The 13,729-nt window shown below is 44.0% G+C and carries 13 protein-coding genes and 1 tRNA gene; 12 read left to right on the forward strand and 2 right to left on the reverse strand.

The features are described 5' to 3' along the window. Window positions 1-324 precede the first annotated feature (324 nt). The 4 genes from IM322_RS19635 (at window position 325) to IM322_RS19650 (ending at window position 2,649) form a co-directional block, all read left to right on the forward strand. Window positions 325-816 (forward strand): hypothetical protein, encoded by a 492-nt coding sequence (locus IM322_RS19635; protein WP_286826410.1) that lies wholly within the window; start codon window positions 325-327, stop codon window positions 814-816. Window positions 817-896: 80 nt separating this feature from the next. Next, the gene (locus IM322_RS19640; RefSeq protein WP_287676054.1) at window positions 897-1,649 is read left to right on the forward strand and encodes a class I SAM-dependent methyltransferase; all 753 of its coding nucleotides are present in this window, start codon (window positions 897-899) and stop codon (window positions 1,647-1,649) included. Between the two features lie 55 nt (window positions 1,650-1,704). Beyond that, window positions 1,705-2,226 (forward strand): hypothetical protein, encoded by a 522-nt coding sequence (locus IM322_RS19645; RefSeq protein WP_002760827.1) that lies wholly within the window; start codon window positions 1,705-1,707, stop codon window positions 2,224-2,226. A 24-nt stretch (window positions 2,227-2,250) separates the two neighbouring features. Beyond that, window positions 2,251-2,649: a hypothetical protein gene (locus IM322_RS19650; RefSeq protein WP_287676052.1), complete on the forward strand. Its 399-nt coding sequence runs from the start codon at window positions 2,251-2,253 to the stop codon at window positions 2,647-2,649. Between the two features lie 12 nt (window positions 2,650-2,661). Here IM322_RS19650 and IM322_RS19655 read toward each other — a convergent pair whose 3' ends face one another. Further along, window positions 2,662-5,673 carry a hybrid sensor histidine kinase/response regulator gene (locus tag IM322_RS19655; RefSeq protein ID WP_287676051.1) on the reverse strand — a complete coding sequence of 1,004 codons (3,012 nt, stop codon included), beginning with the start codon at window positions 5,671-5,673 and terminating at the stop codon, window positions 2,662-2,664. A 106-nt stretch (window positions 5,674-5,779) separates the two neighbouring features. Between IM322_RS19655 and IM322_RS19660 the strand changes: the two genes are divergently transcribed. Further along, the gene (locus IM322_RS19660; protein WP_287676050.1) at window positions 5,780-6,442 is read left to right on the forward strand and encodes a class I SAM-dependent methyltransferase; all 663 of its coding nucleotides are present in this window, start codon (window positions 5,780-5,782) and stop codon (window positions 6,440-6,442) included. Between the two features lie 166 nt (window positions 6,443-6,608). On the opposite strand, the gene IM322_RS19665 is transcribed toward IM322_RS19660, so the two are convergent. After that, window positions 6,609-6,695, reverse strand: a tRNA-Ser gene (locus IM322_RS19665). 246 nt (window positions 6,696-6,941) lie between these two features. Between IM322_RS19665 and IM322_RS19670 the strand changes: the two genes are divergently transcribed. From IM322_RS19670 to IM322_RS19700, 7 genes are all read left to right on the forward strand, one after another. Next, window positions 6,942-7,883 (forward strand): homogentisate phytyltransferase, encoded by a 942-nt coding sequence (locus IM322_RS19670; protein ID WP_287676049.1) that lies wholly within the window; start codon window positions 6,942-6,944, stop codon window positions 7,881-7,883. Beyond that, on the forward strand, window positions 7,880-10,126 hold the full coding sequence (locus tag IM322_RS19675; protein WP_287676048.1) for a hypothetical protein: 2,247 nt from the start codon (window positions 7,880-7,882) through the stop codon (window positions 10,124-10,126). The genes IM322_RS19670 and IM322_RS19675 overlap by 4 nt, the downstream gene beginning before the upstream one ends. A gap of 282 nt (window positions 10,127-10,408) precedes the next feature. After that, window positions 10,409-10,717, forward strand: coding sequence for a BrnT family toxin (locus IM322_RS19680; RefSeq protein ID WP_287676053.1), 309 nt, complete (start codon window positions 10,409-10,411; stop codon window positions 10,715-10,717). Further along, the gene (locus tag IM322_RS19685) at window positions 10,695-10,919 is read left to right on the forward strand and encodes a hypothetical protein (RefSeq protein WP_287078570.1); all 225 of its coding nucleotides are present in this window, start codon (window positions 10,695-10,697) and stop codon (window positions 10,917-10,919) included. Before IM322_RS19680 ends, IM322_RS19685 begins: the two co-directional genes overlap by 23 nt. A gap of 477 nt (window positions 10,920-11,396) precedes the next feature. Continuing rightward, window positions 11,397-11,765, forward strand: a complete 369-nt coding sequence (locus IM322_RS19690; protein WP_287676047.1) for a 2Fe-2S iron-sulfur cluster-binding protein — start codon at window positions 11,397-11,399, stop codon at window positions 11,763-11,765. Between the two features lie 14 nt (window positions 11,766-11,779). Further along, window positions 11,780-12,601: an inositol monophosphatase family protein gene (locus IM322_RS19695; protein ID WP_287676046.1), complete on the forward strand. Its 822-nt coding sequence runs from the start codon at window positions 11,780-11,782 to the stop codon at window positions 12,599-12,601. 52 nt (window positions 12,602-12,653) lie between these two features. Then, window positions 12,654-13,592, forward strand: a complete 939-nt coding sequence (locus IM322_RS19700) for a J domain-containing protein (RefSeq protein WP_287676044.1) — start codon at window positions 12,654-12,656, stop codon at window positions 13,590-13,592. Window positions 13,593-13,729 lie beyond the last annotated feature (137 nt).

Here is a 13,729-nt window from a genome sequence, read left to right on the forward strand (position 1 = left end):
CCCAAATCTTGGTTGAAAGACCAAAACGCTTGGAGAGTGAACCAGAAAAAGGATAACTAGATAGCAAGTGATATTCTAGTAGGTTCGGTTCAGACCTAATCGTGTAAGACCTAAGTAAGGGAAACCAGAAAGGGCTGTGATTAGCTCAAGAATCCTCACGCCTTTAGGCCCAGGAGTGTCAACAACACTTATAGGGTTTTGGGAGAGAAAGGTGTATCTTAATATTAGAGAGGATTTTAAAAAAAGATTAAAAGTCTTCGAGAATACCCTAAACTTAAATCTTATCGTTTCCCCGAAGCTATTAACGGAAAGGAGTATCAGGTTATGACGGTGGAAAATCTAGAAACAAATGGGACTCAAACCCCAGCAACCACAGAAGAAAAAACCAGCACTGTGCGCGGTAAGGCTAGTACGGCTAAAACCGCCAAAGATAAAGAAGTGGTCGCCCTTTCGGTGAAAAACAGTCCCGAATCAGCTTCCAAAGCCTTAAAATTCTATCAACCTGAACATCGCTTGCCCGAAAATCGCCCTGTTGGTAGTAGCCATCTTCACTTCACGGAAGATGAAATGTTACCCGGTGGTCGTCCCGTGGAAGTTAGCCATCTGAAAGTTGTGAGTACCTATTCTTCCGTCGGTGGATTGCGTCCTGTCGGCTCTAGTGGTATGGAAATCAGTAGCACTCTAGCGATCTCTGGCAATCGTCCGATCGCTCTGAGTCATCTGCACATTAGCGAAACTTATACAGTCATGGGTAATCGTCCCGTTGCTTCCAATGAAATCGATGATCCCGAAACTTTAATGGGATTTTTGGATTAATTGTTTTGTTGATCAAGATAGATTTTTTCCCTGTCCCGGACGGGGAATTTATTTTTTCTAGCCCACCGTTTTTAATCCCGATGCTGTTTAAGCAAAAATTTTTCTTAATTGTCTCGTTTCTAATAGTGGTTTTTTGCGGTTTCGGATTATTAAATTTTACCTACGATGCTTCAGTTTTAGCGGCAGAGGAATATTATCAGATTCGATCGCTTCATAGTCGCGATGGTATCGGTAAATTTTATCTAGGACGGGAAATCGCTAAAGTCATGGGACACCAAGAAATGTTATGGTTAGAACGTCCTAGTCGCCGTTTCACGGAAAAACCCGATGATCTGATCACCGCACTACATTTAAAACCCACAGACCTAGTGGCAGATATCGGCGCGGGGACAGGTTATTTGAGTTTTCCTATGGCGAATTTAGTAGAACAAGTTTTCGCCGTCGATGTGCAACCGGAAATGTTAGGGGCAATTGATTTTTTGGCCGAGGAAAATCAAGTGAAGAATGTCACCACAATTCTCGCTACAGAAACCGATCCCAAATTGCCTATAAATGCGATCGATTTAGCTTTAATGGTCGATGCTTATCACGAGTTTTCCTGTCCCCGCGAGATGATGGAAAATCTGGTCAAATCCTTAAAACCCGATGGTAGGGTGGTATTAGTAGAATACCGTCGTGAAAATCCTCTGATTCCCATCAAGGCCCTTCATAAAATGACCCGCAGACAGGTAGAAAAAGAAATGGCCGCTGTCGGTTTAGTGCCAGAAGAAATCATCGAGACTTTGCCCCAACAACATTTAATTATTTTCCAAAAGGCTGGTTCTTCGGGTTAATTTTATCGGTAAGCTTGGGTATCATAAGATTATCTAGGCAAAGAGGTAGATAAAAATGGATATCGACGATCGAGTAGATTCTCTCTATAAACTAGCCAGAAATTATCCAGATAATCGGGAGTTACAAGAAGCTGTTGCTGTAATTAAGTCCCTGCGAAGCTCTCAAGGACAATATAAACGATGGAATCAGCAATATCGAGATGATAACAGTCATTTAAAAGACCAAATTGTTGAAATATCTGCCACTAATGTTGACCTGCAAAAAGAATTAGATTCTTTAACTTCAGAAATGCGGAATTTAACTGAAGAAAAAGCCAAAATTACGGCGGAGAGAGAGAAAGTTATTGCTGAATTAAAGCAGATCGAAATGGAAGTAAAAGTGGCGGCCCATAATGTCCGTAGTACCAAGTCTGTATATGGAAAGCTAACTATTTTATGGACTTTAGTGAAATCTCTATTTCTCGATGATAACTGGGAAGATTTTGGTTCGATCGATAATAACTTGCCCTCCGATCCTGACCGGCCACAAATGGGGAGTGGTCAGTCCAATATCAACAAATCTTTGCTAGATAAATAAATCAGTTAAGGAGTAAAATCAATCATGTCTAGAATCAGTAAATTAATTGCTAACCTAGAAGATTTGCACCAGCAGGATCTAAAAAATGCCGCCCAAGTTTACGGAATTACGGCCACTTTGACTGTCCGCTTGCAAGAAGTTTTAAATAGTTTAAGCGATCATAATTTGAATATTGCCCATAAGTCTTTGCCTGAAGGAAATTTAACTAAAGATGATATTATCTCCCTTTACGGTAACTATAATAATGCCTATAAAGCCTATAAAGAAGCCTACAATATTAAATGCTCAAAGGGATGGGAGGCATTTTTGCAAGCGATTCATGGTTTAAAACCTCCCAGTCCTTCTCTTAGTTTAGAGCAGCGCGTCGAACAGTTAGAGAAAACGGTAAAAACCTTAGTGGAAATTCTCCTCGATAAAACTTAACTCCAACTGAACTTAATCCGCGGGACTTTCTTTTTGGATTAACACCTCACCAGCGATTAAACGTCGGGCTGCCGACAGTAAAACATCCTCAATATAGGGCTTGACAAAATAACCTTTTGCCCCTTTAGCAGCGGCGAGATGCTGCATTTTTTGCGACCCTCGCGAGGTAATCATCGCTACTGGTATCCCCTGAAGTTGTTCATCCTCTTGCAGACGAGAGAGCAATTCTAACCCATTCAGGCGAGGCATTTCGAGATCGCAGAGAATCAGATCACAAGCTAATCCAGCCCGTAATTTTTCCCATGCTTCTAAACCGTCTCGGGCCTTTTCAATGCGATAACCAGCTTTAACCAAAGAAATCGCTAACATTTCCCGCGCCGTTACCGAATCATCGACAATCAAGACCCGAGGAGTCGATTGTGCAAAGAAATTAGCGGGATTACTGTCAATAATCGTTGCATCGGGGGATAAAGGCTGATTACGAGTCGCTTTAATACTATTAGCTAGTAACACTTCCCCCGCAATCATTCTTTCAGCCGCCGAGAGTAAATCTCTTTCCGTGTAGGGCTTGGTAAAATAACCACTAGCTCCTAATGTCGCCGCCACCTGACGATGACGTTTCCCTCCTTGGGAAGTCAATAAAGCCACGGGAATGGACGCTAATCGGGGGTCTTTTTGCAAATTATACAGTAATTCTAGGCCATTCATGCGGGGCATCTCGATATCGCAGAAAACGATATCACAGGGCAAACCGCCGCGTAATTTTTCCCAAGCTTCTTGACCATCCCGGGCCTGTTCCACACGATAACCGGCTTTACTAAAGCTTAAAGAGAGCAATCCCCGGACAGTAATCGAATCATCGACAATCAGAACCATAGCCCCCGATTTTTGGCTAGTTTCCACCGCTACGGGGGGGGCAGGTTGGCGCCAAAGACCACCGTTATCGGTACGCAGACGACCCCTGGCGATGTCGATTAACTCTAACACATCGCCGATCGGCATCACCGTACCATCGCCCAAAACCGTCGCCCCAGCAATCCCAGCCGTTTTCGGAATCGGTCCTTCGATCTGTTTGATGACGATTTCCAGTTCACCGATCACTTGATCCACCTGTACTGCGAGGAGATTATTACCACCGCGCAGGATCACGATCGAAAAAGAGTCTTGCTCCTGTTTGCCAGTATAAAAACTACCGCGACTTAGTTGCCGATTGTAGGAAAGCAATTCGCTCAAGGGTTGGAAGGGTAGTAAAGTATTTTGCCAGAAAACGCAGCGCCGTCCCTCCCGATCGATTTGGATATCGCTGGACCGGAAATCCTTCATATCTTCCACTCCGTCCATGGAGAACCCGATGCGCGCATGATTACTAACACAACAGAGGGCCTTACAGATACTCAGGGTTAGGGGTAACCGGATGGTAAAAGTGCTTCCTTTGCCCAGTACCGAGTCAATAGTAACGGTCCCGCGCACATCGATTAAACTGGTCTGCACCACATCTAAACCCACCCCACGACCGGCAAAATCATCGGCCTGATCTTTGGTACTAAAACCGGGGTGAAAGAGGAGTTCATAGACTTCTTGGGGACTGAGGTGTTCAGCTTCCTGATCGCCGATCAGGCCTTTTTCGATCGCCTTGCGTTTCACCTGATCAGCATCAATACCTGCCCCATCATCACCAACGGTGATCACGGTTTGATTCCCCTGTAGGAATGCCCGGACAGAGATGGTCCCGAGGGCAGGTTTCCCTTTGGCCATGCGTTCTTGGGGTGATTCAATGCCGTGGGTGATCGCATTGTTGACCAGATGGGTCATGGGACTATTGAGATGTTCGAGGATCATCTTATCGATGAGAACATCACCCCCTTCCACTTTTAATTTGGCTTGTTTATCGAGTTTCAGGGAAATATCGCGAATTGCCCGGGGTAGGCGATCGGCGGCTTGACTAAAGGGAACCATGCGCGATTTGGTCATCCCTTCCTGTAGTTGGGTGGTGGCCTGTCGCAGACTGCGCGTCACCTGATCGGTTTCATCGACGACAAATTGAAGATCAGAGGCCGATTCTCGCACTCGTACGATCAATTCGATCATCTCTTGGGATAATAAATGGAAATCGGTAAAACGGTCGATCTCTAGGGCATCTAGTTCGCCAGCCATGGCCGAATCCCCCTGATTTTCTCCCTGAACTCTACCGTAACCGATGGCACCACCGGAATTGCGACTAGCCAGTAAAGCCCCTTCTAGGAGGCTTCTTTCATAGAGATCCTGCATCCGACTGCCCACATCCCCCAGATGTTGGACGCAGGTTAGCAAATTATCTAAAAAGAGACGCAGGCGATCCTGTTCCTCTTCAAGGCGATTGCGTTTAACCACCAGTTCCCCGATCAGATTGCTGAGGTTATCCAATTGTTTGATCGGCACCCGCATCGTCTGTTCAAAAGCTTTACTGACAAGGGGACGCAGGTTTTTTGACCCGACTGGCGGACTGACACTGGCCGCCGGATTTGCTGCCATCACCTGATTGGTTTCTTCGAGGAGTTTTTCTAAATCCTTGAATTCATCCTCTAGGAGGCTTTCTGGGGCAATTTCCAGTGATTCTAACCCTTGCAGCGGTTCCACCGCAGCCACCGGGTCCACTGCTGGGGATTCCCAGAGGAAGGCCTCTAGGGATTCAAAGATGTCTGGTAGTGGCGGTTGCGCCGGTGGCGTGGGTTTTTCCAGAAAAGCTTCTAAGTCTTCGAGGCTGTCGTAAAAATTGGGGTTGCCGATGGCTATAATTGCTTCTGAGTCCAGGACAACCGCATTTTCTAGCAGCAGAGATTCGAGATCATCCCCATCTTCCGGTTCTAACTTGGGAGCCGGTCCGGGGGTAGAATAAAGATCATTAGTGGCGGATTCTTCCCAATTGATACTATCGCCAAAAAGTTCCTCTAGAGCCTCGTCACCGTCGGCGTCTTTGTCTTCTAAACTCTCTAACAGCTGTTCGAGATCCTCGTTAAAGAGATGATCCGAGTCGGGTTTCATCATGATTTGCTTCCTGCCAAGTCTTCCTTTTTGATCAACCAATACGCTCTCTCTAGCTTCAGATTACCCAGAATTTTACTCGATAACTCTATCCTTTAGCAATTTTTTTATGGCTAATCAAACTCTTGGACTCGATCGACAATTTTATTCCTATTATCAATCTATCTGTCTGCGAGAACCTCCTATTTTAGCTCAATTACGTCAAGAAACTGCCTCTCAACCCCTGGCAGTCATGCAGATTGCCCCCGAACAAGGTCAGTTTATGGCTTTTTTGGTACAGGCGATCGGGGCGAAAAAAACCCTAGAAATAGGGGTTTTTACCGGTTATAGTTCTCTAGTGGTGGCCTTAGCTTTACCCCCAGAAGGCAAGCTGATCGCCTGTGATCTAAGGGAAGAATATACCAGTATAGCCCACCGTTATTGGCAGCGGGCCGGTGTCGCCGATAAAATCGATTTAAGAATTGCCCCAGCCCTGGAGACTTTAGATCAATTAATCGCCGGGGGAGAAAGTAATAGTTTTGATTTTGTCTTTATCGATGCCGATAAAAGTAATTATGATCTCTACTACGAACGGGCGTTACAATTGGTCAGAAGCGGCGGAATTATCGCCATCGATAATGTTTTTTGGTCGGGACGAGTAGCGGCGGCCGATAGCACCGATAATCGCACCAAAATTATCCGTTCACTTAATGCCAAAATTCAGCAGGATGAACGGGTAAATATCAGTATTATTCCTATTGGTGATGGTTTGACCCTAGCAATGAAAAAGTAAAGAAGTGGGGGAGAGTGGAAAAGCTTTTGCTCTTAACAATCAGGGTCGATTTTTGTTGTCTAAATTTAGTTAAGTAGTCGCAAACCACCCAGGACAACGCTATATCTCTTAAGACAGTTGACCAAAAATTATGGCTGAGAACGACAGCACTAAATTATCAGTTCAACGGAGAGGGTGGGATTTGAACCCACGTTAGGTGTGACCCTAAAGCAGATTTCGAGTCTGCCGCATTCAACCACTCTGCCACCTCTCCACAGGGTTTGAGTCTGGATTATCATTTTAACAGATTACTTGTCCTCGGATTGATTTTTTTTGATCGACCTCTTGCATAATTGATTTTTGAGGGTTTAAAAACGTCAAAAATCAGGATTAAGTGGCATAAAATATCTAAATAGACCATTTAATTGATTATTATTCATTCTTAATTCTCCTGACGACCGACTACTGACGACCGACCCCTCACCAACCACGACAATTTTTGATTTTTACAAGAGGTCTGATGAATCAAGCTCCTTTTCTTCCAGTTAACCATCCCCGGCCTAACTTTCTCCACCGGTTAGGGAGTCTCTGGAAATTTTCCCGTCCCCATACGATTATCGGCACTTCTTTCAGTGTTTTAAGTCTCTATTTAATTGCTTTGGGCAATATTAGCGATTTTTTTAGCCATTGGTCGGTTTTATTGCTCACTTGGGTCGCTTGTCTTGCTGGTAATGTCTATATCGTCGGTTTAAATCAGTTGGAAGACATCGACATCGATAAAATCAATAAACCCCAGCTTCCCCTAGCCAAGGGCGAATTTTCTCGGTTAACAGGAGGGTTAATCGTGGTTTTTACTGGTATTTTAGCAATTATACTGGCTTTTATCGGTGGTTTTTGGCTATTAATCACCGTGGGCATTAGTTTACTCATCGGTACTGCCTATTCCTTGCCACCAGTGCGTTTAAAACGCTTTCCTCTCTGGGCAGCCTTCTGTATTTTTACCGTCCGGGGTGTTATCGTCAATTTAGGTCTTTTTCGCCACTACAACACAGTTATTAATCAAAATCAGTCTATCTATCCCTCAGTCTGGGTTTTAACAGCTTTTGTTCTTGTTTTCACCGTTGCGATCGCTATTTTCAAGGATGTTCCTGACCTAGAAGGCGATCGCATTTACCAGATTACCACTTTTACCCTGCTGCTCGGCCCTGAAAAAATCTTAACAATTTCTCTATTGACAATTTCTCTATGTTATGCAGGGATGATTGCCGTCGGTCTCTTGGGGATAACGGGAATTAATTCTCCTCTGGCCATTGTCGCCCATCTGCTCCTACTTCTTCTTCTTTGGTGGCGTAGTCGCGGGGTAAATTTAGAAGATAAAAGCGAAATCAGCCGATTTTACCAATTTATTTGGAAATTATTCTTCCTAGAATACCTAATATTCCCCCTGGCTTGTTTGATATGAAAATATCTCCTTTTTTAGCGGCCATTCCCTTACTTTTGCTAGGTGGTACAAGCGCACCTAGTCAAGAAACCATCGATCCGCAATTATTAACCGGCAACCTTCGTTTAACCCTAAAAAATGGCGTTTGGAAACTGTGGCAAGATCAACCCGTTTATCAAAATCTTACCCTAGATTTAAGCTGCGATCGATCTGTTTGTCAGCCTTCGGTGTGGGGATACGCGCCCAAATTCAATAAAGAAGTGGATCACCAAGGTACGGTAAAAACGATTAAATTAGACAATGCTTGGCGATTACAGGTGAAAATGAACATTCAAACTCACCCTTGGCAAGCGGAAGTCAGGGAAGCTATCTATAATATCGAAATTGTCCCCTACCAAGACCAACTTATCGGCAGTTATCAAGGCACTTTAGGGGGAAGAAGACTACAAAACACAGTTAATGGTACAATTTCCCCTTTATGGCCTAATCCTGTCCCTAATCATCAACCCCTACAACCGCGAGAACATCCCCGCTTAATCTTTCGCAAGTCAGAATTAACTAATCTCAGAGAAAAAGCGAAAACTCCCATCGGTCAAACTATTATCGCCCAATTAAACAACAGTTTACAGCAAAAAATTTATTACGATGGTTATGTTCCTAATGGGGGTTATCATGCCACAGGTCATTGTTTTTTAGCGATTTTAAATCAAGATAGAAAATCAGCAGAAACCGCCTGGGAAATTCTCGAAAAAACCCGTAAAAATCGGGGAAGGAGAGTCTTAGAACAATCTCCAATTGTCGCCGGAGTCGCTCTCGCCTACGATCTTTGTTATGATTTTTGGGGAGAAAAGCGCCAACGGGAAATTACTGGCTGGTTATTTAGTGAAAGTAAAAAACTTCTCAAAGGTGGTTCACCCAAAGATGGATGGAATGGAGAGGCAGTTAGTAACTGGAATGCGCGGGCCAGAGGTGCGGCAGGATTAGCTAGTTTAGCGATTCTCAAGGAAGATGTACCGCCCGATCCTCTCTATTATCCCTCTGCACAGGTGGAAATGGCCAAACGTCACATCGAACGCTATTTTACCACAGCTATCGGCGATCGAGGATTTGGCACGGAAGGAGATTTATACAGCACCGAACCCATGGTTATCGCTGTTTTTCCTTTTCTGCAAGGGTATCGAAATAGTCTCGGATTAGACTTAGTAACTGGTTCCTCGGCAGCCCAATTGATCCCCCATTATTTAACCAGAATTGTCCCTAAAAATGGTCAATTATTGATTCCTGCTTATGGCAGACATCAGATGTTTGTAGGGGTATCTTTATTAACTGCTGGATTGGGAATTACCGATAAATCATTGATACCAGCAATAAAATGGCGATTACAAGGTCAAGAAAAACAACTTTTTCACCCCCATTATCCTCATATTGCCCCTTTTCTTCTCGCTGCTTATCCATCTAATCTTATTCCAGAAAATCCCGAACGCCAACTTTCCCGGGTTTTAGTTGATCAACAAAAGGGATTTTATGCTTTTCGTAATCGGTGGCAAAATGAAGAGGATTTTGTCGCTAGTATCTATCTCAAACAGCAACCTTTTGTGGGAGGATGGTCTTTTCCTGATGTCGCCAGTGTGAGAATTTGGGGACTAGGAGGACATTGGGCGAGTTTTGAGCGGTCAAAAGGCGACTGGAACTCAGAAAATACCCTTACTTTCCCGAAAACCCCACCTTGGCGACAGGCAAAACCGATATCTTTTCAATCTAGTCCCGATGGTTCGGGGGTAATTACGTTAAAAACTGATAAAATTAGGGTTAAAGGGGCTGATACACGGGCAGGAGTCGCTCTAGTTCGCTCTTTCGCCGTCGATTACAGTCTGTCCTCCGGTTCTCCCGGATTATTCGTCTTGATGGATAAATTATTAGGTAAAGTCGATCAACCAGAATTTATTAATAAAACTTGGGTGATGAATACACAGGGAAATGTTACTCTCGGAAAAAATAGTTTTACTATCACTCAAAATCGGGCAAATATGCAGGGAACTTTTATCACTCCCGTGACTTTAAAAGTCGAGAAAACTAATACAGGTGAGCGCATTTTAGCCACGGGCAGCGAGGAATTTTTTCTGGTGATGACCGTACAGAAAAGTCGTCCCCCAGCAGTTAAAATTATTGGTAAGGGATTAGATGCGATCGTGCAAATTGGCTCCCAGGAAATCTCAATTATCGACGGTGCAGTTAGATTAAAAGAGATGAATTTTCAAGAGTAGAGGTGCGTGTTTGCGACTCCCAATTCTGTTAAAAAACCAAAATCAACAATCCCCACCCCACGCACCAACTTCATCATCAAATCGGCGTTACACTATCGAAGAGCGCACCCTACATTCTAACTATGATACCTTGGTAGTAGGAAAACGACAAAGTTTTAAAGTGCGGCGTTTAGGGGGAGATTGAACTATACTTGAGTTTATGAACTTACAATTTGATTGGGATAAGTACCTAGGAAAAATTAATTACACATATCTAACCACCTCTTGACTTTTGCCTCTTGCATGAGTGCCTATCCTAACCAAGAAATTAATTTTGCACCACTACTTAACCCCAAGGCAAAACTTAATCTCAAAAAGCATGGCATCAATTTTGAAGAAGCTAAGGCTGTTTTTCGAGATTCCCTAGCCTACATTTTTGATGATGAGTGGCATTCGGTCAGTGAAAAACGAGAAATTATTATCGGACACGATGACAATAATCGCCTTTTAGTCGTTTGTTTTACTGAAAGAAATCAAATAATTAGTATTATCAGCGCACGTTTAACAAACAAAAAAGAACGCCAAGACTATGAAAAATACACAGGATTCTGAAACCAACCAAAATTTACAAGATGACCTACTTCCTGAATATAATTTTAATTATACTAAGGCTCATCCTACTCGTTTTGTTTCTCAGGTAAATGAAATAAAAATCACTGTCACCTTAGAACCAGATGTCGCTAAAGTTTTCAAAAATTCTGAAGATGTCAACAAAGCACTTCGAGCTATCTTATCCGCTATCCCTGAAAAATAAGTAAAAAAAACGTTCGATAACTAATTTCTCAGAGAAAGCAGGGGAGAAAGTGCGGATAGAGTATTAAGAGACTGGCTAAATTCTAACGAGAGATTGACAAAATTATGACCAATCTTCTAAAATAGATAAATCGTGCGTCAATCTATTCCCAGCCTGAAACCTTCTCAGTCTCTCTCTTAAACGTTTTCTGAGAACTCTTAACATTAATCAATTTCATCGTAATTTAAGAAAAGATGCTGATTTTTCGCCTATGTCAAGCCCGTGGATATTTTGACGATTAAAGACGATTAAAGCTGATGGTACAAGATTCTTAGATTTAGGCAAATTCCCCGAAAAGTGAATCTTTTGTCAAGGAGAATTTGTCAAGATGATGACTATTTGAGCAATTATTGATGATATAATCAAGGCGGCTGACCAAAATAGCCCCTAAATTTAGAACTATCTAAATTGCATCTATAATTTCCGCCTAACTAAACTATGAGTAAATATTATCAAATCACCGTTCACAATCGTCAGACGGGGGAAAAATTTGTCACCACCGTTTCAGGGGATAACTATATACTGCACAGTCTGGAAAAACAGGGTCATCAATTACCCTTTTCCTGTCGCAATGGAGCTTGTACCAGCTGCGCGGTCAGGGTATTATCAGGAGACATCCATCAACCAGAAGCGATTGGACTATCGCCGGAATTAAAAGCCAGAGGTTATGCTTTACTTTGTGTCAGTTATGCCCGTAGCGATATGGAAGTAGCCACCCAAGACGAAGATGAAGTCTATGAATTACAATTCGGTCGCTTTTTTGCCCGTGGCAAAGTGCGTTTTGGTTTACCCTTAGATGAAGAATAGATTAGGGATTAATCGTGCCAGATACCAGCAGCCAATTAGAAAAATACCTAGACATTGCCAGCGAAGCCGCCCTAGCAGCGGGAACAATAATTATCGATAATTGGGGTAAAATCGAGAAAATAGAAGAAAAAGGGCGATCGGGCGATTTAGTGACGGAAATAGATCGTCGAGCAGAAACAGAAATTCTCAAAATTATTAGCCGTCACTTTCCCGAACATGGGATTCTAGCGGAAGAATCGGGAAAACTGCCCGGGACGGACAGCGAGTATCTCTGGGCGATCGATCCTCTCGATGGCACCACCAACTATGCCCACGGTTATCCCGTATCCGTCGTCTCCATCGGACTACTCATCGGAGGGATAGCAAAAGTGGGAGTCATCTATAACCCCTTTAGAAAGGAACTATTTCGGGCAGCCCAGGGTTTAGGAGCCACCCTGAACCGTCGTCCCATCCATGTCTCCCGGACGAGTGAACTAGAAAAAAGTTTACTGGTGACGGGCTTTGCCTACGATCGTTGTCAAACCCCCGATAATAATTATGCCGAATTCTGTTATCTGACCCATCTGACCCAAGGGGTACGCCGCAGCGGTTCCGCTGCCAAAGACTTAACCGATGTGGCCTGTGGGCGCTTAGATGGTTATTGGGAACGAGGGATTAATCCCTGGGATATGGCCGCGGGAATTATTCTGATCGAAGAAGCTGGCGGTAAAATTAGCGCCTACGATGAGAGTCCTTTTCTGATGGAAACGGGGCGAATCCTGGCCACTAACGGACAGATTCACACCCCCTTAAGCCAAGCTCTGCAAAAAGCCGCCTCTTGGAGTTTTCAGTTTTAATTCTTTTAATATTTATTGCGATTATCATTGTGATTAGAGTAGGACTCGCTGTATGCCTTTTCCGATTTCCCAGGGATTATTTCAATTTGATTTAATCGATCACTTCGCTGTTTTAGGAGTCTCGATCGATGCCGAACAGGAGGAGATTCGCGAGCGTTACTTAAAAATTGCCTATAAACTCCATCCCGATACCTGTCGCATTCACACCCCCGCCGAAAGGGAACAGGCTAATGAGTTACTCTCAAAATTAGTTAACCCTGCCTACGAACATCTAAGCCGCAAACTATCTCGGGAAGAATTTCGCCTTGTTTTAACACAAATGGGCAAGGCAATGGCGAAGGATTCGGGTAAAATCACTATCAGCAGCGAACCAGCTAGAAAACTAGCCCAGTTCACCGCTAACTATGAATTAGCCTATCAAAAAATCCTGCAATCTTTGGCGATCGATCAATATACCGCCCTAGAAAACACCTATCAGAAAATCGCCCAACTCAGTGAACTCAATCTGGTTTATCTGATCTTAACCGAAGGTCAGGGCAACAAGAAAACTATCCAGAAAGTCTTTATCTCCCAAGGCAATCCTAACCAGTCCGAGTTATTGGGAGCGACTGTCACGACGGCAGCCGAGGCTAAAGCCAAAGAATCGCCCCTAGAAGCCTATATTCGCCGCGCCCAAGCCTCTCTTGACCAAAATAACCCCGCCCAAGCTTTGCGAGAATTGCGCGATGCCCTGCGGCAAGAACCGGATAATGGCATCTGTCACGCCCTGCTCGGTTTAGCCTACCTGCAACAAAATCAACTCGCCATGGCCCGGGTTCATATCAATCGTGCCTGGCAAGTCAGCCCCAAAGATGCGACGGTGATTAGGTGCAAACGGGAACTAGATAAAGTAGTTAATCCTAATGTTGAAATGGAAGACCAGAAGGGACAAAAAAAGGAAGGGGATCGCAAGGGCGGTTTTTGGTCTCTATTTGGTGATAATAAAGATTGACATCCTCGCCGCCGTAAAACGGACGGCGATTCCTCACCACGCCACTTTTTTAGGGTGGTCGCGTCAACGGGGTTGACGCAGATAGCGAAAAACGCTTAATTGCTTAAGTCTGACACTTTCGACCCGTCCGTTTTGAG

Source organism: Microcystis sp. M109S1, assembly GCF_020247025.1.
Classification (GTDB): domain Bacteria; phylum Cyanobacteriota; class Cyanobacteriia; order Cyanobacteriales; family Microcystaceae; genus Microcystis.